The organism is Vibrio ishigakensis, from assembly GCF_024347675.1.
GTDB lineage: Bacteria > Pseudomonadota > Gammaproteobacteria > Enterobacterales > Vibrionaceae > Vibrio > Vibrio ishigakensis.
This window is the reverse complement of sequence record NZ_AP024882.1, coordinates 1,346,773-1,366,357: the sequence shown is the minus strand read 5'-3', so window position 1 is coordinate 1,366,357 and position 19,585 is coordinate 1,346,773. Positions and strand designations below refer to the sequence as shown.

At 45.5% G+C, this 19,585-nt stretch carries 16 protein-coding genes; 2 read left to right on the top strand and 14 right to left on the bottom strand.

Annotated elements, in window-relative coordinates; translation table 11 throughout:
- Positions 1-4: 4 nt before the first annotated feature.
- The 11 genes from Pcarn_RS20030 to Pcarn_RS19980 form a co-directional block, all read right to left on the bottom strand.
- Positions 5-391: a DUF2306 domain-containing protein gene (locus Pcarn_RS20030; RefSeq protein ID WP_261836088.1), complete on the bottom strand. Its 387-nt coding sequence runs from the start codon at positions 389-391 to the stop codon at positions 5-7.
- Positions 392-469: 78 nt separating this feature from the next.
- A complete protein-coding gene (locus tag Pcarn_RS20025) occupies positions 470-1,897 on the bottom strand; it encodes a sucrose-6-phosphate hydrolase (protein WP_261836087.1) in 1,428 nt (475 codons plus the stop codon).
- A gap of 61 nt (positions 1,898-1,958) precedes the next feature.
- A complete protein-coding gene (locus Pcarn_RS20020; protein WP_261836086.1) occupies positions 1,959-3,320 on the bottom strand; it encodes a PTS transporter subunit EIIC in 1,362 nt (453 codons plus the stop codon).
- 211 nt (positions 3,321-3,531) lie between these two features.
- Positions 3,532-4,980, bottom strand: coding sequence for a decarboxylating NADP(+)-dependent phosphogluconate dehydrogenase (gnd, locus tag Pcarn_RS20015; protein ID WP_261836085.1), 1,449 nt, complete (start codon positions 4,978-4,980; stop codon positions 3,532-3,534).
- Between the two features lie 33 nt (positions 4,981-5,013).
- On the bottom strand, positions 5,014-5,730 hold the full coding sequence (gene pgl, locus Pcarn_RS20010; protein WP_261836084.1) for a 6-phosphogluconolactonase: 717 nt from the start codon (positions 5,728-5,730) through the stop codon (positions 5,014-5,016).
- Positions 5,727-7,229 carry a glucose-6-phosphate dehydrogenase gene (zwf, locus tag Pcarn_RS20005; RefSeq protein ID WP_261836083.1) on the bottom strand — a complete coding sequence of 501 codons (1,503 nt, stop codon included), beginning with the start codon at positions 7,227-7,229 and terminating at the stop codon, positions 5,727-5,729. Before zwf ends, pgl begins: the two co-directional genes overlap by 4 nt.
- A gap of 368 nt (positions 7,230-7,597) precedes the next feature.
- Positions 7,598-8,929, bottom strand: a complete 1,332-nt coding sequence (locus Pcarn_RS20000) for an alpha-amylase family glycosyl hydrolase (protein WP_261836082.1) — start codon at positions 8,927-8,929, stop codon at positions 7,598-7,600.
- Between the two features lie 141 nt (positions 8,930-9,070).
- Positions 9,071-11,809, bottom strand: coding sequence for an MGH1-like glycoside hydrolase domain-containing protein (locus tag Pcarn_RS19995; RefSeq protein WP_261836081.1), 2,739 nt, complete (start codon positions 11,807-11,809; stop codon positions 9,071-9,073).
- Positions 11,810-12,286: 477 nt separating this feature from the next.
- Positions 12,287-12,946, bottom strand: coding sequence for a nitroreductase family protein (locus Pcarn_RS19990; protein WP_261836080.1), 660 nt, complete (start codon positions 12,944-12,946; stop codon positions 12,287-12,289).
- A 154-nt stretch (positions 12,947-13,100) separates the two neighbouring features.
- Positions 13,101-13,826: a GntR family transcriptional regulator gene (locus Pcarn_RS19985; RefSeq protein ID WP_261836079.1), complete on the bottom strand. Its 726-nt coding sequence runs from the start codon at positions 13,824-13,826 to the stop codon at positions 13,101-13,103.
- A 1-nt stretch (position 13,827) separates the two neighbouring features.
- The gene (locus Pcarn_RS19980) at positions 13,828-14,055 is read right to left on the bottom strand and encodes a DUF3820 family protein (RefSeq protein WP_261836078.1); all 228 of its coding nucleotides are present in this window, start codon (positions 14,053-14,055) and stop codon (positions 13,828-13,830) included.
- A 75-nt stretch (positions 14,056-14,130) separates the two neighbouring features.
- Here Pcarn_RS19980 and Pcarn_RS19975 point away from each other — a divergent pair, with 75 nt between their 5' ends.
- The gene (locus Pcarn_RS19975; RefSeq protein ID WP_390904499.1) at positions 14,131-15,069 is read left to right on the top strand and encodes a hypothetical protein; all 939 of its coding nucleotides are present in this window, start codon (positions 14,131-14,133) and stop codon (positions 15,067-15,069) included.
- Here the strand turns inward: Pcarn_RS19975 and Pcarn_RS19970 are convergent.
- The 3 genes from Pcarn_RS19970 to Pcarn_RS19960 all read right to left on the bottom strand — a co-directional run bounded on the left by Pcarn_RS19970 (position 15,066) and on the right by Pcarn_RS19960 (position 18,402).
- Complete coding sequence (locus tag Pcarn_RS19970) at positions 15,066-15,965, bottom strand: EamA family transporter (RefSeq protein ID WP_261836077.1); 900 nt, start codon at positions 15,963-15,965, stop codon at positions 15,066-15,068. The two genes, Pcarn_RS19975 and Pcarn_RS19970, sit on opposite strands and share 4 nt — an antisense overlap.
- 209 nt (positions 15,966-16,174) lie before the next feature.
- Entirely contained in the window at positions 16,175-17,206 is a 1,032-nt protein-coding gene (tdh, locus tag Pcarn_RS19965) for an L-threonine 3-dehydrogenase (protein ID WP_261836076.1), read from the bottom strand.
- Positions 17,206-18,402, bottom strand: a complete 1,197-nt coding sequence (locus Pcarn_RS19960) for a glycine C-acetyltransferase (RefSeq protein WP_261836075.1) — start codon at positions 18,400-18,402, stop codon at positions 17,206-17,208. Before Pcarn_RS19960 ends, tdh begins: the two co-directional genes overlap by 1 nt.
- A 173-nt stretch (positions 18,403-18,575) precedes the next feature.
- On the opposite strand from Pcarn_RS19960, the gene Pcarn_RS19955 reads away from it, so the two are divergent.
- A complete protein-coding gene (locus Pcarn_RS19955; protein ID WP_261836074.1) occupies positions 18,576-19,496 on the top strand; it encodes a LysR family transcriptional regulator in 921 nt (306 codons plus the stop codon).
- Positions 19,497-19,585 lie beyond the last annotated feature (89 nt).

Genomic DNA, 19,585 nt, shown 5'->3' with positions numbered 1-19,585 from the left:
GCCGTTAACTAAACAACCAAGTATTCAACATTCGCCCTGGCATCAGGGCGAAGCTTCCTGCAACCAAGAGTCCACCTATATACAATCCAAGCATATTCCCTATATGAGAACGTGTATTGCCGGATTTAGCCGCTCTTGATGCGAGAGGCACACAGATATAAACCGTAAGTGTTAGCAGATGTATGTAGCCAAAATGCTCTAGAAACCTAGGCCCAACCTCTGCAGGCATAAACAGGGTGACTGTAGCGGAGATAACCATCAGCGACATGTACCATTTGCCTAACATTTTGTGGTTCGGCGTGCCTTTTCTACTCAGCATTAAGTAAGTGCCGATGATAAAGGCAGGCACTATAGTGGCGAGATGAAGATAAGCGAGTTGTAGATAGTTCATTAAAGGCTCTGCAGGCGATAATTAAGATTAACCTATCAGAGCCTATAACGAGTTTCCTGCCATTTGATGACAGTATGCCTATTTTGTGAATTGGTTGGCTTTTAGGTAATGCAAAGTGCCCTCAGCACCCGTTACGACGAGTCGATTCATATCTTGGATAAAGATACGAGAAGTAAACACCGTCTCACCATTATCACAGAAGATCTCTAGGCTCGAGTTATCCACGAACGCACGGATGTTCTGCTTCTGTAGACCACGCTTAGCAAAGCGTACTTGACCAAACTGCTCTGCATACAGATAGGTAGATTGAGACCTATCTAAACAAAACTCTTCGCTACTTCCCGAGAATGTTACCTTGTCACCTGAATCATTGCATAACTCAAAGCTGAACTGGTCATCAACACTAAGCTCAAGCTCAAACGCACCACTAGTTAGCTGTTGAGACGCTTCTATTTCAAAAGACTCAGTTCGAAGACCTTCGAGTTCTGGTAGTGGATATTGCGCAATTCTGTCACCCACTAAACGCAGCTCTCTAGGAATTGTCATCATATGCGCCCAGTAGTTTTTATCTGTTGGGTAAGCACTTTTCGAGTTGCCAAGCCAAGCATACATGATACGTCTGCCCTGCTCGTCGAGATAAATCTGTGGCGCGTAGAAATCAAAACCCTTATCGAACTCGATATAACCTGAGTTATCGAAGCTTAGCTCGTGGGTATCGATCGGTTTGCCAACCATATAAACCACGGAGAACACGTTCTTGAGATCATACTTACTTTCAGAAGTTACCCCTTGTGGCGAGAAGATCAGAATGCCTTTATCGTCTTGCTCATAATAGTTTGGGCATTCCCACATAAAGCCAAAGTCATCACCACCGATATCGACATTACCAAGATACTGATATGACTCGAACGTGTCGCCTTTGTATAGGGCTAGCTTTCCTTTCTCATCATGGCCTTGCGCACCCACCAGCATATAAGTGCTCTCACCACGCTCAAAGATCACAGGATCCCGAAACTCACAGGTATACTCTGAAGCATCATGAGGTACCACTACTCCTTTCTTCTCAACCTTGCCCTGAGTGTCCATATACGCCAGAACTTGAGTTTGCACCGGCGTACCGTCTTCGAAGCGATTACCTGTATAGAACAGCGCTAGCTTGTCGCCTTGAGGCAGACCGATACCGGTATAACATCCGTGGATATCAAACTCTTCATCTGGATATAGCGCTACACCTCTGTCTTTATAGTTCACAAAGTCTTTGGTCGACACGTGATACCAATGCTTTAGACCGTGAACAGGGCCTAAAGGAAACCACTGATAGAAGATATGGTGCTCGCCATTAAAATAGCTCAATCCGTTAGGATCGTTCATCAGGCCATGCTTTGGAGCAAGATGATAGGTTGGATAAAAAGGGTCGTTCTGCGCCATAGCGTGTATCTTCTCAAGATAACTCTCAGGCACTTCAGATAAGCGAACCAAACGATTTTGACGATTAGAAAAATCCATAACAACTCTTAAAAATAAAGCACCGTCCGCAGATGCGAACGATGCTTGGACGAACCTAAAATTATTTCTCTTCTTTGTAGAACAGCTTGGTTAGCATGAAGGCTACAAGGGCTGCGACTAGCATTACAACGATGTACATGCCTAGACCGCCACCGAGGTATAACAACATGCCTGGAAGCATTGTCGCGCCAGTACCTGCCGAGCCAATGTGCGCCATAGCACCGATAGCGCCACCGATAGCACCACCAACACAGCCGTATAGGAATGGCTTAACACGTGGAAGCGTGATTGCGAACATCGCAGGCTCAGTAATACCGAACAGTGCAGGAAGCGCGGCACCGAACATGCCTGATTTCTTAACCTTGTTGGTCTGCATCATTACTACCGCCATAGCCGCACCGAATTGTCCCGCGATAGCTGCTGTACCCAATGGGTTGATATAGTCAAAACCTGTCTCAGTCACCATAGCGATAGTAATAGGCACGATAGTATGGTGCATACCGGTTACCGCCATAAACTGGATAGCGCCACCATAGATAAGGCCGCCAATACCGTATGGGATTTGCAGGAAGTAAACCACAGCTTCAGTGATTAGCTTCTCAACACCCATCAGCATTGGGCCAACAAACACAAGGCCAGCAATCAGAGATACAAATAGAGTGATAAACGGAGTAAGGATAAGGTCTAGCACTTCAGGTACGATACGACGAGATGTCTTTTCTACCTGAGCGGCAAACCAACCCATGAATACCGCAGGGAGGATCGAACTTTGCAGACCCGTTACCGCGATTTCAAAGCCCATGAAAGGAATCATCATGGCTTCGGCATTACCAAAAGCTACATCCCACTTGTTGGCAAGCTGCGGCGCCACCAGCATAAGCCCGAGCACAATACCCAGAACCGGATTACCGCCAAAGACGCGCATTGCTGACCAGGTCACCAATACTGGAATAAAGATAAATGCGGTGTCGGTAAGCACCTGAGAGATGGTCATTAGCTGAGGCGAAAGCTCAACCCCAAAGCCATTTACAATCAGACCACGAAGACCCATCAATAGACCAGTCGCTACCAGTGCAGGGATAATGGCAACGAAAATGTCTGAGAAAGTGCGGGTTACCGATTTAAAGGTTGATAGGTTTTCTTTTTGAGCGGCTTCCTGCTGAGGTTCAACATCAGCTTCACCATTCATTACATTGAACACCTTGCTCACAAAGCCAGTACCAAGGATCACTTGGTGCTGACCATTTTTAAAGAAATAGCCGTGAACCCCTTCGGTTTCACCCAGCGCTTCGCTATTTACTTTGTTGTCATCTTTGGTCACTACGCGCAGACGAGTCGCACAGTGAGTTAGTTGTTGGATATTGGCTTCACCACCAAGAAGGTCGAGTACAGTAGTAGCCACCTGGCTAGCATCTCTTGCCATTTTAGTTCTCCAAAAGGATGCAGTTAGACTTGTATTTCACGTGACGGAGAATAATACAGGTTAAATACAGGCTGTATCTTTTGCTTTCTAAAGTGTGGCTCAAATCACGTATTCTTTTCGCGGATTTATAGCTGCCGTGAATGACTAGCCCTTTCTAGGTACAAAAAAAGGCGCTCATCGTGAGCGCCTTCGAAACTTGTATTAGCTTAGATTATACGTCGTAAGTTGTTGACGCAGTATCGCCGCCTGTACCAGTCCAGTTAGTGTGGAAGAACTCACCACGTGGACGGTCTAGACGCTCATAAGTATGAGCACCGAAGTAGTCACGCTGAGCTTGAAGCAGGTTCGCCGGTAGACGAGCTGTAGTGTAGCCATCTAGGAACGATAGAGCCGAGATAGTACAAGGCATTGGGATACCAACCTCAAGAGACTTAGCAGACACCTTACGCCATGCAGCAAGACAGCTAGTTAGGATGTTCTTGAAGTAGTCATCAGAACCTAGGAACGCTAGCGCTGGATCCGCTTCGTATGCATCACGGATGTTGCCTAGGAACGCAGAGCGGATGATACAACCGCCACGCCACATTAGTGCTACGTTACCGTAGTTTAGGTCCCAGCCGTTCTCATTCGACGCTTCGCGCATTAGCATGAAGCCTTGAGCGTAAGAGATGATCTTAGACGCTAGTAGTGCTTGACGTAGTGCATCAACCCACTCTTGCTTGTCGCCTTCAACTGGAGTGATGGTCTTGCCAAACAGCTTCTCCGCTTCAACACGCTGGTCTTTAAGAGCAGACAGGCAACGAGAGAATACAGACTCAGAGATAAGAGTCAGTGGGATACCTAGGTCTAGTGCGTTGATACCAGTCCACTTACCAGTACCTTTTTGGCCTGCTGTGTCTAGGATCTTCTCAACCAGTGCTTCACCGTCTTCATCTTTGTAGCCAAGGATGTCAGCTGTGATTTCTACAAGGTAGCTGTCTAGCTCAGTCTTGTTCCAGTCAGCGAATACTGCCTGCATTTCGTCATTAGACATGCCTAGGCCGTCTTTCATGAACTGGTATGCTTCAGTGATCAGCTGCATGTCACCGTATTCGATGCCATTGTGAACCATCTTAACGAAATGACCTGCACCGTCGTTACCAACCCAGTCACAGCAAGGCTCACCAGCGTCAGTTTTCGCTGAGATTGCTTGGAAGATTGGCTTAACTGCTGGCCATGCTTCTGCAGAACCGCCAGGCATGATAGAAGGACCAAAACGAGCACCCTCTTCACCACCAGATACACCAGCACCGATGAAGTGGATGCCTTTCTCTTTAAGAGCAGCAACGCGACGGTTAGTGTCTGGGTAGTTAGTGTTACCACCATCGATGATGATGTCGCCTTTGTCTAGTAGAGGTACTAGAGCTTCGATGAACTTGTCTACAACCTCACCAGCGCGAACCATTAGCATCACTTTACGTGGCGCTTCTAGCTTCTCAACTAGCTCTTCTAGAGAGTAAGCACCGATGATGTTAGTGCCTTTCGCAGGGCCTTGCAGGAACTCATCAACTTTCGCTGCAGTACGGTTGTGTGCAACAACAGTAAAACCGTTGTCATTCATATTCAGGATAAGGTTTTGACCCATTACTGCTAGGCCAATAACACCGATATCACCTTTCATCAAATTTCTCCGTTTATTTGTTAGCGTCAGCGATTAAGCAATTTTTGCCGCTGCGTCAGAGTCTAGGTACCACTCAGTCTCACCCGCTGTAGATTTGATCTTAGCGGCTGGGTACGGCAGGTCTGCTGCCGAAGTAGTTTGAATTTCGTGCACGATCTCTACCTTACCAGCGCCAAGCACTAGGTAGCTGATGCGTTTTGCTGCTTCCAAAACCTTAGCGGTTTTAGAAACACGTAGCTGACCAGATTCTGGGTGCGGTGCAACCACAGACAGGTTCTGATCGCTGTAGTCAGTTTGACCTGGGAATAGCGAAGCAGTGTGGCCATCAGCGCCAACACCTAGCAGGATCCAATCAAATACTGGAGTACCGTTCTCTGTTGGGATCACTTCTGCCATCTCTTTAGCAAAGCGCTCTGCTTCACCTTGAGGGTCGTTTTCACCAAGAATGCGGTGAATGTTTTCAGCAGGAAGGTCTACTTTGCTAAATAGAAGCGCGTTCGCTTCACCGTAGTTACTCTCTGCATCATCAGGTGCCACACAACGCTCATCACCCCACCAGAAGTGAAGGTTTTTCCAGTTGATCGCAGTTGCGTATTTATCGCTCGCAAGATGCTTAAACAGCATCTTAGGCGTGCTACCACCTGATAGAGAGATATGAACAGGACGGCCCTGCTCGCTATACGCTTGCATGTCTTGTGCTAGCGCTTCTACTACTGCATCTGCAGAGTCAAAAATCTTTGAGTTGATCATAGTTCGCAATAATCTGTGTCAGTTAGGTTCTTACAAGGGAAGCGCCACTCACGACCATCTTTTGATAGCAGGTCATGTGACTCTTTCGGTCCCCACGTGCCGCATGCATAGCCGAATAGAGCTTGAGGGTCGTTTTTGAAGTCCAAGATAGGCTGAACGTATTCCCAACATGCTTCTACAGCATCGCTTCGAGCGAACAAGGTTGCATCACCTTTGAGTGCATCAAGAAGCAAACGCTCATACGCAGTCAGCATTTGAGACTCTTGTAGGTTCTTGTAGTGGAAGTCCATCTTCACTTCTTTAGAGTGGAAGCCTGCACCTGGCTGCTTCAGACCAAAGCTCATCTGGATACCTTCATCCGGCTGAATACGGATGATCAGCTTGTTCTCTGGTGCATCTTGACCGAACACTGGGTGTGGCGTTGGTTTGAAGTGGATAACCACCTCAGTCACGCGCGTAGGAAGACGCTTACCAGTGCGCACATAGAAAGGCACACCATTCCAACGACTGTTGTTGATAAATGCTTTCAGACCAATATAGGTCTCGGTGCGAGAATCATCCGCAACGCCCGGCTCTTGGCGGTAGCCCAATAGGTGCTGACCACGTACATCCGATTCTGTGTACTGACCAAGAACAAGGTTGTTCTTAAGGTCATTCTCATCAAGAGGCTTAAGCGAGCGCATAACCTTAACCACTTCATCACGGATAGAATCCGCATTGATGCGAGGTGGAGACTCAATCGCTACTAGCGCAAGTACCTGTAGGAGGTGGTTTTGGAACATATCACGTACAGCACCTGAGCCATCGTAATAGCCACCACGCTCTTCAACACCCAAGAACTCAGCACCTGTGATCTCAACGTACTCGATGTAGTTGCGGTTCCACAGTGGTTCAAACATGGTGTTTGAGAAACGGAAAACAAGCAGGTTCTGTACCGTCTCTTTACCTAGGTAATGGTCGATGCGGTAGATCTGATGCTCTTTGAAGTGCTCGTGGATCTTAATGTCCAGCTCACGAGCTGAAGCAAGATCATAGCCAAATGGCTTCTCAACGATAAGACGCTTCCAGCCATCTTCTTCACTGTTCAAGCCATGTGCTGCAAGGCTTGCAGGAATAACACTGTATAGGCTTGGTGGCGTTGCCAAGTAGAAAAGGTGGTTGTTCTGCTCGAAACCATACTGTTCGTTGATTTGAGCTAAACGGGCAGCAAGCTTCTGATAATCATCAGTATCTGATGTATTGATAGCTTGATAGTGAAGATGGTTCATAAACTTCTCCAGAATTTCTGGTTTAGTATCTTCCATCTCAGTTAGGGACTTGCGTAACTTGTCACGATAAGAGTCATCTGAATACTCAGTACGACTCACACCCAAAATAGCAAACGACTCTGGGAGTTGACCGTTCTCGTACAAGTGATACAAAGCAGGGATCAGCTTGCGATAAGTCAGATCGCCAGATGCTCCAAAAATGACGATGCTGCTTTTATCAGGTATTGCCATCACATTTCCTTAAGCGACTTTTTCTATCCAGACTGCAGGGCATGGGGATCCACCCTACAGCTCAAAAACTTTATTGCGACAAAGAGTATATACCCTATTGCGCGCTTGCCTCATATCAGACCATTGGACCGATAGGCAAAAAAATCTCCGCCTATTGCGGAGAATAATAAAACCTTAGAATTAACAAGGCTATGTGACCCAGTTAACGCTTTGGAACCACATAGTCTACTGCTTTCGATAATAGTTACCACCTTTATTTCGAAAGGATGACAATCGTTTGCTTAACCTGTACTCAAATACTCAAAAAACTGTGCCCCTACTCTAAAAAGATTAAAGTAAGAGCACTTGTTTCGGGAATACTCAGCCTCTTAGACGTAGAAGTCTTTTTCTATCGCTTCTTGAGCAACCTCTTTTATCTCGAAGATCACCGGTTTCCCCCCTAGAGCTAAATTACCTTCACTGATAACTACCTCGGCATGATCAATCAGATTTTTGTAGACCCCATCTTTCAAGCCTAAATTTAGGTGGCCACACTTTTGCTCAATATTAAACACGCCGGCAATCAAGCTATCTTGATATTCATAGGTAGTGAATACGACTCCTGACACATCTGTGTCTCGAATTCGATACAGACCATGAGCTAGGGCTTCATTCTTCTTAATCGAGGTTAAGCGCTGATAAAACTGCACAAATTCCTCATCGAGTTCGGTAATCCGAATAATGTCGGTATCAAACAAACTAGGCGCATGTTCAGCTTTCGCCTCTTGACCTGCATAGATCAGCATTGGGCCCTTTAAAAAGCTATTAAATGCCATATGCATTCTTAAGTCCGATTCATTGTGTATCAGCGCCTTAGCTCGCGGTTTGTCGTGATTCTCAATAAATCTCAGCTTGGCGTAATTTTCAGGATAGATCCCCTCCTGAATTCTGAGGCGTTCTAGGTAATCATGTAAGCTCGCCCTGCCCTCAAGATAGTTTATGAGGTGAGGGTAAGAGTCGTATTCGTAAGTGATGTCAAAAGCAACGTAGTTTTCACCATCCGACACATAGTCGATACCCATGTTTCTGATGCCTTCCACTGTACCTGGATGTCCGCTTTCTGCTAGCCAGATAATGTCATCTTTGATCTTGCTAACTTCTTGTCGTGCCTTGCTCCAAAATGGAATCGGCACAATAGGCGCTACATCGCACCTAAATCCATCAATGCCTAGCCCCACCCAATACTTCAATACATCAATCTGTTCATCCCATAATTCAAGGTTAGAGTAATCTAAATCAATTACATCGGCCCACTCCCCCAAGCGATTGCCGTATTTACCCTCATCGGTTTTATAAAAATAATCTGGGTGCTTCTCTCGCAGTATGGAGTCTGGAGAGGTGTGATTAAACACGATATCAAGCATGGTTTTCATCCCCATATCATGGATAGCATCTATCAACTCTCTAAAGTCCTCCAAGGTGCCAAACTCTGGATTGATACCGCGAAAATCTTTAATGGCATAAGGGGAACCCAAGCTACCTTTTCGGTTAATCTCACCAATAGGCTGAACCGGCATCAACCAAATAACATCGGCACCTAGGTCTTTAATTCTCTGCAAATCAGCTTGAACCCCTTTAAAGGTGCCGTTTTCTCCGTGATTTCGGATCCACACTTGATAAATAACGAGGTTACGTAAACTTTTTGACGTATCACTTGCCATACTGACAACTTCCTGTAGCAATTTTTTTAAGTTCAAAGCGACTCAGTCTATAAAGGCCGCTTGGCATTAGTTAGGTTGCAAGAAAAAGCACCTCTTCAACGAGCAAAGAGGTACTTATTCATCAAGCAAAAACTTGCTTGGTTATTTTTTTCTGATTACCAATCGACCCGCATCTGGGCTATACGGCAAGCGTATTTCAAGTGTGCCTGAATCAAGTTTGTTGATCTGGGCCAGCTCTTCATTCCAAGTCGCCACGTAATCAAAGCTATCATCGAGATTCACTAACACTAGGCTGTTTTCAGAGTTTGCACTGACGCGGATAGTCGCTTTCAACGAGGTATGGCTCGCATCAAATTCCTGTGCTTCCACCCAAGTATCAAAACCTGTAGTGAGTTTGCCCAGAACATGGTAAGCGTTGAACCAGTTTACAACCGGAGAAGTAAGGCCACTGAACTGGTGCCAACCTGCGCCTCGCTCAGACTCAACCACAAAGTGTTCAAAGCAAAGGTATGTACTCTCAACCTCACGCTTCCACAATTTCAAAGCTGTGCTAGCAATTTGCTCGGCCAGTTCATGGTCGCCTAGATCAAGTGCGGTTTTCCAGAAGAACCACTGATGCGGCATCCAAACCGAACCGTTACAGTAACCGTCGTGCTTATAATAAGGGGCTTGCTGATCCACCAAGGTGATACCGATAGGTGTTCTCAGATGATCAAAAGACTTCAGTCTATTGAGTAAGACCTGCTTTTGTTCTTCGTCACATACACCTGCAATCAATGGCATGATGCCATCCATACCCATATTAAAGTTGAGACCTTCCGGTGTTTTCAACTTGTCATATGGCTTACCTTCCTGGTCATGCAGTACATAGCTAAAGTACTGGGCCTCTGCATCCCATGAGTGAGTTTGAAGACCCTCAGAAATCTGTTGGATATCTTGCTCATAACGAAGCACATCATCCTCTAACCCAAGAGATTTGGCGGCATCGCGCAAGATACGACCAGCACGTATGGTATAAGCCGAGTTGGTTGCACATACCGTGGTCCTTCTTAGGTCACCATCCGCATGATTTGTGTGCTGCTCTAACGCTCCACCCATGGTGTATTTCTGGGCCGGATAATCATCCCAGCCACCGGTTTCCCAGAAAATATCCCAGGTACGAATCAGATTTGATTGCATGTTATTGGTGGTTGAGCCCGGCGCATGTCCTGCTAAATACATGTAGTACTGCTTCGCGCTGCCGTAGACCTTCTTCAAATAATCCAAATCTGAGGTTTGGTTATAGATCTCTTGCAGTAGATAGATCTGAGTTGGGATAGGACTGCCGAAGTTGATATAAGCTGCGTGACTGTCTCCCTCAGGCACCAAATAGGTTTCTAGCGTTTGCTTAGCTCGCTCTACATCGTAATTGAGCAGCGCCATGCCAATGAAGCCTGAATCCCAGGTGTAGAGACAATCCCACCATTTGCCCGGTGCATTATGTTTAATATACTGGCGACGTGTGTATACCGGGTAAACCATATTAAGGATTTCAGTGGCGGCCATACGCTGCTGACTAAACTGATAGGTTTCTCCGCTCGGAAGCGTTGGTTGCTGAACGCGCTTTGCTCGAGCTGTCTCATAAATACGCTCAAGCCTTTCTTCACTCGATTCCACGAATTGCTTAATGTCTGCCAGTACTTTGTCTTTATCCCCTGAGGAAACTTGACAATAGACCACCTTTGAAGAGTGGCTATCCACACCAATTCGGCTAATAAAAGGGTTGAGGTAATGGCCCTTGCCGTCACCCTCAATCATCTCCATATAGGTATTGGGTACAAACAGGCGCAAGGAGCGCTCCAAATCACTGCCTAGGATCTGTCTCACCCAGCAGGTGTCATGTTTCCATGCTATGCCATAGTACGAATCAGAATCTTTGTATTTCAGAACCACACCGTGTTCTCCCACACGGACAATTTCTGGCGTATAGTTATCGACCTGAGGCTGGAATCGAACTTCACCTACCAAGGATTTTTCGACCACAACCAAGCTATCTAGCACCACTCCCTGCTCAGTCATTGAAGTCAGAGTCAACTGAATGCCTGGCTGAGGTACAGGACCCAGTGGAAGCTCAGCCAACTTAAAGTCATTTCCTGTGGCATCCAGAATAAGTTCAGCGTCAACATCCCCTGTTACTTTAAATTGAGCGGTTTGCTTTGCACAGTACCGAACCACAAGGATTGCATCGTCGAAGCCTTGCTCACTATCCGGTTTTATGTTGTAACGTACCCAGTCACCAACGCTTGCAGCAAAATCACATGCGACACCACTTGCATTCACCAAGTTGCTGCCTCGAATTTCACCACGCTTGAAGCCACTCTCAACATTGCTATGACTTGGCAAGGTTTTTTCAAACTGCAACTCATCATAGTCAACCGCATCTATGATCATTGCACCAATGGGCAGTACAGCCTCTACCAAGTCCATTGGAACATCGTGATAGCCCATATTGGTGGGGGTCATTGGGTAGTTCAAGTTTGCGGCTAGATGCAAGTTTAGGTTTTGGGTAACGTCGGTGTTGTTATGATAATCACAACGTATCAAACGACACTCGTCACCAGACTCAGACACTGACATGTCGCAGTACACTTCGTCCTTCCAAGCAATCTCATAGCGGTAGCTGTAATACTCTAGATTCGGCGCGGCCTCCCAAGTATGCACACCAGATTCCCATTTTTCGCTTGGCACCACCATCTGACGACGGAAATAGCCAGGCATCACAGCAAGGTCAAATCTTAGACCTCGCTCTTTATTTGCAACGTGGGCAACACCCACAAAGTTTTTCGAGTACGGTCCCCAATCAGGAAGATCAAGGTCATGATTTTTCTGGATAAAAGTCATAGAAACACCACATCAACAAAAGTCAGGATAATTTTTAAGCGCCTGTTTAAGCTCAATTGAAAATGACTTAAATGGGCACATGTGAATACAAATAATCACAAATCTATGCGATGAATATGTTTTATTGCCAACAAACTGTAAAGTGTTAATACAAATTAATTGGATGCAGATCTAATTTTGTATGAGAATGAGCTTATGAACACTGTTTTGTCGATTAAGAAACAACCAAAAGCAACTGTTATGATACTGGAGGTCAAGTTGGAGGCATAAAAAAGCCTAGCACTTGGCTAGGCATTGTATAAATTGAGATAAACGCAACTATGTAAGTCTATTTTCGGAAGGAAACCACTTTAATTGGATACTAATACGACCCATTCTATGAGGCTATCCAAGGCGAGTACTATCTTAAGCTGCTCTAAACCCCACAAGATAAATTGTATAAACAAAAAAGGCTAGAAAAGTACTAGCCTTGATTGATTAAAGCGTGGTCACTACCGCTTCTGCTGGTAGGCGCGACTTTGGTGCGCCATGGTTGTAGTCCTCACCTTCTAGGTGGTAACCAAGAGCAAGTGCGAAGTCACACACATAACCATCTAGCTCATCTTTGAAGATTTCACCGATTAGCTCAGGGTCAACACCTTCCATTGGAGTAGAGTCGATGCCTAGACGAGCCAAAGTGTGTAGCGTGTTACCAAGTGCGATATAGGTTTGTGCTTTAGTCCACTGACCGTTGAAGCCTTCTTGGTTAGTTTGAGCTTCAGCAAAACCAAACGCACCGTTTAGCATGTTGTCGTACATCTCTGCTGGTAGGTGACCAGAAGAAACCTCAACATCAACCACTTTACGATAGTCATCTTTAGTGAACTTAGGGTTGTGTGCAAAAAGAATAGTGTGCGACGCTTCTTTTGCATGTGGTTGGTTGAACTGGTGCATGTTTGCGAAAGAATCGTGGAAACGTTGTTTCGCTTCGTCGCTCTCAAGAACGATAAACTTCCATGGTTGAGAGTTGATAGATGATGCCGATAGACGGATCGCCTCTTTAATCACTTCCATATCTTCTGCCGAGATGCGCTTGTTCGCATCGTATTTTTTAGCAGTGTAACGTTTTGTTAGATCTTTAATGATTTGATGAGACACGACGCCCCTCCCATGTTTTGTTTGATACGTCTTGCGGTTGCTTAGTTAGCAACGATGTTTTGTTGGGGAGGAGATTACGGATTTCTTGATAAGAGAAAAAGGAGTGAATCGCCCAATCATTTTGGACGATATATTCCATAATGGACAGTTTTAGCTAGTCACTCTGGGCATCAATCTCAAACTCATATAGGTCTGGATTGTAGTAAACCGTCGAAAATTCAAACACTTGATTATCATTCACATAGTTTAGTGAATGGTTAACCAAGATCGGCTGATGTTCATTTACACCCAAAATCTGGCTTATTTTTCGATTTGGTAAAATAGGTTTGAGGTTTTGTTTAGTTCGAGTCAGTTCTACCTGATGATTTCTAAAGTATTCGAACTTAGAGCCCAGCATGTCTTTCTCGGTCATATGCGGCAAAGAGTGCTGTGCAATATAAAATTCTTCGTAAGAGACCACCTGCTCATCAAGAAGGCGGCAGCGCGCACAGAAGATAACGGCTTCCCCTTCTGAAATCGAAAGCTTGTCGGCTATTTCTAACTTAGCTGGTTGAACATCAAATTCTAGAAGTTGAGAGCTCGCTTTAGCGCCAGAGCCCTGAGTTGCCTCGGTTAAACCAGAAAGCTGCGCGAAGTTATGTTTGAGCTTTCTGTAAGCAACAAAGGTACCTCGCCCTTTCTCAGAGACCGTATATCCCATCTCAGCCAGCTGAGCCAACGCTTTTCGCACAGTCACTCGGCTAACACCTAAACTCTCAACTAGCTGATTTTCAGATGGAAGTTTAGACCCAGCAGCAAGTTCGCCCTTGTCGATGCGGGCCTGAAGCAGTTGAGTGATCTGGATATAAAGTGGTGTCGCGGTTTGAAGTACGTCCTGCATATTAACCTCGATAATCGGCTTTTAGAGGTTTCACCACTGAATCTAGGCCTTCAATCTTGAGAGCAAGGCAAAGCTGAAGCAATCGCCCCAACTCTCCTTTTGGCCACTCTGCTTTGTTTTCAAACCAAAGCAGGTATTCCTCAGGTAGGTCAATAAGCACCCTACCCGCGTATTTTCCAAATGGCATCTTCATGCTCGCCAGCTTTATAAGATTTTCTTTTTCTAACATTTTGAAATTAAATCAATCACTCTATGAATTGATGTTACATTTAAATTATTGATTTGCGTACTTTAAGGATGAAATTTGCGGTCGGTACTACTCGCTTTAACCTTTCTTTTTAGCCTGTCCTCTACTCCTAGCTTTGCACAGGACAGTGAAGAGAAGTGCCTGAGTAAACCGAGTGACGACAGAGCCCTAAATAAAGCTTACCACTATCTGAATACGAAGTTTTGCCAACCCGCTGTTTGGTTCGATAATTTCTTTGTGGATGAACGAATTACCGAAAATGCCCGAGCAGGAACCAGTGTACGATGGAAAAACGACTTCACCTACTTCGAGATTGACGGTTTCAAATACGACACTAAGCTAGACGCCAAGTTTAACCTGCCTAGGGTAAACCAACGCATCAAGCTAGTCATTGAGTCAGACGGTGAAGACGACCTGTTCGACCTCTTTCCCCGCAGTGCTGAAGAGCTCGAAAGCAGTATAGGTGTTCGCTACGACTGGATTCGAAAAGGCTACAGTAGCTTCAACTTCAAAGCGACCTTTAGACCAAGCATCGAAGCACGATATCAGTTCACCTACCCGCTCACCATCAATAATACCCTGCGTATTACGCAAAAAGTGTATCAAAAAAAGAAGGTTACTGGTGAATCCACACAGTTTGACCTCGACTTTGCACTGACCAAAAATTTCCTGCTACGTTGGACATCTTTTGCTGAATACAACTGGGACTATGACGATAGAGAAGGCATTTGGGATATGGGCACAGGCTTTACCCTATACCAGTACCTCTCTAAAACCCAAGCGATGAATTATGTGGTAAGCACCACAGCAACCGATGACCCAGGCTTGTTTATCAACAATACCCTCATCGGTATGACCTACCGCCATAACATCTTGTTCAGCTGGCTTTATTATGAGATTACTCCAGAGTACAACTGGTATCGTGACTATAAAGAAGACTTCATAGAAGAGGCGAGCATACGTTTTCGCTTAGAGATCCTGTTCAACAACTTCTAGACCAACGCGACGATTAACCCCACTAGCACAAGCAACACCCCTAATCCGCGCACCAGATACCACTTTTCATTGAGAAGCCATATCCCCAAGAACAATCCAAATACGATACTCACCTGTCGCAGCGCGACAATATAACTGACGTTATCCACCAGTGTCATCGAATATAAAACAATGCCATAGGTAAGTCCCATCATAATTCCAGCTATGGATGATCGCTTCCAGTATTTAGTGGCTTGATTGAGTTCGTGTTTATCTCCACTAATTAATAGCCAAAGAAGTATTACAGTAGAGGTGCCCAGAAACTGCAGACCTAAATAAAATATCGCAATGTGTTTATCTGTTAAGCCAGAGGTTTGATGTTGAAGCCAATGCAAAGCCTCATTATCCACAATAGAGTAGACCGTCGTCCCTAACGCAGCTACAAATGCCCACAGTACCCCTATATTGGCATAGGCTTTTAATCGAATCTCGCTGGTTCGTCTCAGTGGCACCAACAAGCACCCTAATGTGAGTATCAAGAATCCCACCCAAGCATTTGCAGTCAACACTTGTCCGATAAAGACAGTGCCTAACCCAACCATAAGCACTGGCAGTGCACGAATGATAGGGTACATCATGCCCACATCACCCTGTTGATAGGCTTTAATAACGCACACTAAATACACGGCTTGCCCGAGGCAACTCAGCAGCAACAGCCACCAAAAGTCTATGCCTACATTAGTAAATCCAACAACGGTGAAGCACCAGTACAGATAAGGTGAAAGAAGTAGAAAAGGTGTAAATGAAGCGCCGAGGGCAAATGAATAGCCCGAGCCCGAACTGGATTTGCCCAACACATTCCAACCTGCATGTAGCAAGGCTGAAAAGACAACCAAAGAAATGGCAAAAATACTCAAGATGTTCCCTCACCCAAGAATATTAAACACTCAACTAATATCAAACTAATGGGCTGTATAAATATACGCAAGCGCGCAATTCTATATTTCAATTATGAACATACTATTAAACCTACCTTTTTTATACTTAACTTCGTCCCATATAATAAATACAAAAAAGCCACCTCAAACGAGGTGGCTTTATAAAACTATTGGTTTAGCTTAATAGCTTATTCCCAATCTAGGATAACTTTACCAGACTGACCGCTACGCATTACGTCGAAACCTTCTTGGAAGTCATCAACCTTGTAGTGGTGAGTAATGATTGGCGAGATATCTAGGCCAGATTGGATCAATGACGCCATCTTATACCAAGTTTCGAACATCTCACGACCGTAGATACCCTTGATAACCAAACCTTTGAAGATTACTTGGTTCCAGTCGATACCCATGTCTGATGGCGGGATACCTAGTAGTGCAAGGCGACCACCGTGGTTCATGGTTTCTAGCATAGTGTTGAACGCAGACTTAACACCTGACATTTCAAGGCCAACATCGAAGCCTTCAGTCATGCCTAGCTCAGCCATTACGTCTTTCAGGTCTTCTTTTGCTACATTAACTGCGCGAGTTACGCCCATTTGACGAGCAAGGTCTAGGCGATATTCGTTCACATCAGTGATAACAACGTGACGTGCACCTACGTGCTTAGCTACCGCTGCAGCCATGATGCCGATTGGACCAGCACCCGTGATCAGTACATCTTCACCCACTAGGTCAAAAGACAATGCAGTGTGTACCGCGTTACCGAACGGGTCAAAGATAGAGGCTAGCTCGTCTGAGATGCCTTCAGGGATCTTAAATGCGTTAAACGCTGGGATCACGAGGTACTCAGAGAAAGAACCAGTGCGGTTAACACCCACACCGATAGTGTTACGGCAAAGGTGCGTACGACCGCCACGACAGTTGCGGCAGTGACCACATGTGATATGACCTTCGCCAGATACGCGATCGCCAATCTCAAAGCCACGTACTTCTTGACCGATAGCAACCACTTCACCCACATATTCGTGGCCTACAACCATAGGTACAGGAATGGTGTTTTGTGACCATTCGTCCCAGTTGTAGATATGAACGTCAGTACCACAGATAGCGGTCTTCTTGATCTTAATTAGGATGTCGTTATGACCCATTTCAGGCATATCGACTTCGTTCATCCAGATGCCTTCTTCAGGCTTCAGTTTTGATAGAGCTTTGATTTTCATTATTTGATCAGTCCCATGTCACGACCTACTTCGATGAATGCATCGATTGCACGGTCTAGTTGTTCACGAGAATGCGCTGCAGACATTTGCGTACGGATACGAGCTTGACCTTTCGGTACTACTGGGAAAGAGAAGCCGATTACGTAGATGCCTTTTGCTAGCGCGCGCTCAGCAAATTCAGCTGCAACCTTAGCATCACCCAACATGATTGGAATGATAGCGTGGTCAGCACCGCCCATGGTGAAACCAGCCGCTTCCATACGAGTACGGAAGTGTGCAGAGTTTTCCCAAAGCTTGGCACGAAGATCACCACTTTGTTGTAGAAGATCTAGAACCTTTAGAGATGCAGAAACGATTGCTGGAGCAACAGAGTTAGAGAATAGGTATGGACGAGAACGCTGACGTAGCCAGTCGATCACTTCTTTCTTACCAGAGGTGTAACCGCCTGAAGCGCCACCCATAGCTTTACCTAGAGTACCTGTGATGATGTCGATACGATCCATCACATTGTGGTAATCGTGTGTACCTGCACCCGTTTCACCCATGAAGCCAACTGCGTGAGAGTCATCAACCATTACTAGCGCGTCATACTTGTCAGCAAGGTCACAGATAGCTGGTAGGTTTGCAACCACACCGTCCATTGAGAATACACCGTCAGTAACGATTAGCTTGTGGCGAGCACCAGCTTCAGTCGCTGCGATAAGTTGCTCTTCAAGCTGAGCCATGTCGTTGTTCGCGTAGCGGAAACGCATTGCTTTACATAGACGAACACCGTCGATGATCGAAGCGTGGTTTAGTGCATCAGAGATGATCGCGTCTTCTTTACCAAGGATGGTTTCGAAAAGACCTGCGTTCGCATCGAAGCAAGAGGTGTAAAGGATGGTGTCTTCCATACCTAGGAAGTTAGAAAGCTTTTGCTCAAGCTCTTTGTGGATGTCTTGAGTACCGCAGATAAAGCGTACAGAAGCCATACCGAAACCGTATTGGTCCATACCTTGTTGAGCTGCTTTGATTAGCTCAGGGTGGTTAGCAAGACCTAAGTAGTTGTTTGCACAGAAGTTTAGAACATCTTCGCCAGTTGAGATTGAAACAGAAGCTTGTTGCTGTGAGGTGATAACACGCTCAGACTTATACAAACCTTCAGCTTTTACATCTTCGATTTGTTGTTGAATTTGGTTATAAAACGCAGAAGACATGATTCTATGATCCTTGTGTCAACGAGATTGTAAGGGGGATTCCAAACCGGAGAAACGCTCCAGTTCAGTCCAAAATCTTTTCCTGATTTACAGTGTAAAGAGATTCTAGTTGAAAGCCGTTGGGAGTATAATGCCCTCAATGGAAAATCATTTGTGAATCACAGGCACATATAATGAAAACCACCCAGCTTCTCGCTCTGTTGCCCGACCTCGCCACCTATACCCTAGTGGTGCAACAGGGAAATTTTACTAATGCTGCCAATAGCTTAGCTATGACGCCCTCTGCTGTTTCAAAGACCATCACACGACTAGAAAAAGCGCTGGCGGTAAAGCTAATTGAGCGCTCTACCCGCAATCTTCGCATCACAGAAGAGGGAGAAAAGGTGTATGAGCAAGCAATCCAGATGCTAAATGCCGCAGAACAAGCGGTTGAACTCTCCTCACAGAGTCATACAGAAGCAAAAGGCAGTATTTTGGTGTCTGCACCTGAGGCTTTGCTTAGCATAGTGCTTCAACCTCTCATTATCGATTTTCTAAAGAAGTACCCTGATATCCAGATCAAAGCGCGTGCAATTGACGGCTCAGTAGATATCCAAAAACAAGGTATCGATGTTGCGTTTAGACTCTCAGAGCAACCGGATGAGCATTTAGTACTAAAAGAACTCGGTGAAACGCACCTACTGCTGTGCGCTTCCAAGCCTTATCTGATGAAACATGGCAAGCCAGAGCAACCTTCCGATCTTCTCAATCACAACTGCCTTTACTTAGCCGAGACGGAACACGATAACGTGTGGACCTTTCACAAAGAGGATAAGTCGCAGTCGGTAACAGTATCAGGGCGATACGCAGTAAACCAAGCGCAATTGCGCTTCGAGGGTGTAAAGAATCACCTTGGCATTGGGCTGTTTCATGACTTTGTAGTGGAGAATGCTCTAGAGCATGGTGAGGTTGTGCAGGTTTTAGAAGACTGGACCATTACCAGCAGTTACCACGGCAATATCTTGATGCAGTATGCGCAAACGAAATATATGCCGGGTCGCTTACGCCTATTTATCGACTATATCAGTGATGCACTTTTGCCCCACTCTGCCTAACCTTGGTGTCAGATCAAACAAATATGGATTTAGAGGAGTACTCTAAATCACATCGCGAAGTAACACTCGCTGAACTATACCTAAAACAA

Excerpts from the sequence above, each read along its gene's own strand:
- zwf (WP_261836083.1), bottom strand. The coding sequence starts at position 7,229 with ATGGCAATACCTGATAAAAGCAGCATCGTCATTTTTGGAGCATCTGGC.
- Pcarn_RS19995 (WP_261836081.1), bottom strand. The coding sequence starts at position 11,809 with ATGACTTTTATCCAGAAAAATCATGACCTTGATCTTCCTGATTGGGGA.
- tdh (WP_261836076.1), bottom strand. The coding sequence starts at position 17,206 with ATGAAAATCAAAGCTCTATCAAAACTGAAGCCTGAAGAAGGCATCTGG.
- gnd (WP_261836085.1), bottom strand. The coding sequence starts at position 4,980 with ATGAAAGGTGATATCGGTGTTATTGGCCTAGCAGTAATGGGTCAAAAC.
- Pcarn_RS20020 (WP_261836086.1), bottom strand. The coding sequence starts at position 3,320 with ATGGCAAGAGATGCTAGCCAGGTGGCTACTACTGTACTCGACCTTCTT.
- Pcarn_RS19955 (WP_261836074.1), top strand. The coding sequence starts at position 18,576 with ATGAAAACCACCCAGCTTCTCGCTCTGTTGCCCGACCTCGCCACCTAT.
- Pcarn_RS19960 (WP_261836075.1), bottom strand. The coding sequence starts at position 18,402 with ATGTCTTCTGCGTTTTATAACCAAATTCAACAACAAATCGAAGATGTA.
- Pcarn_RS20030 (WP_261836088.1), bottom strand. The coding sequence starts at position 391 with ATGAACTATCTACAACTCGCTTATCTTCATCTCGCCACTATAGTGCCT.
- Pcarn_RS19980 (WP_261836078.1), bottom strand. The coding sequence starts at position 14,055 with ATGTTAGAAAAAGAAAATCTTATAAAGCTGGCGAGCATGAAGATGCCA.
- pgl (WP_261836084.1), bottom strand. The coding sequence starts at position 5,730 with ATGATCAACTCAAAGATTTTTGACTCTGCAGATGCAGTAGTAGAAGCG.
- Pcarn_RS20000 (WP_261836082.1), bottom strand. The coding sequence starts at position 8,929 with ATGGCAAGTGATACGTCAAAAAGTTTACGTAACCTCGTTATTTATCAA.
- Pcarn_RS20025 (WP_261836087.1), bottom strand. The coding sequence starts at position 1,897 with ATGGATTTTTCTAATCGTCAAAATCGTTTGGTTCGCTTATCTGAAGTG.
- Pcarn_RS19985 (WP_261836079.1), bottom strand. The coding sequence starts at position 13,826 with ATGCAGGACGTACTTCAAACCGCGACACCACTTTATATCCAGATCACT.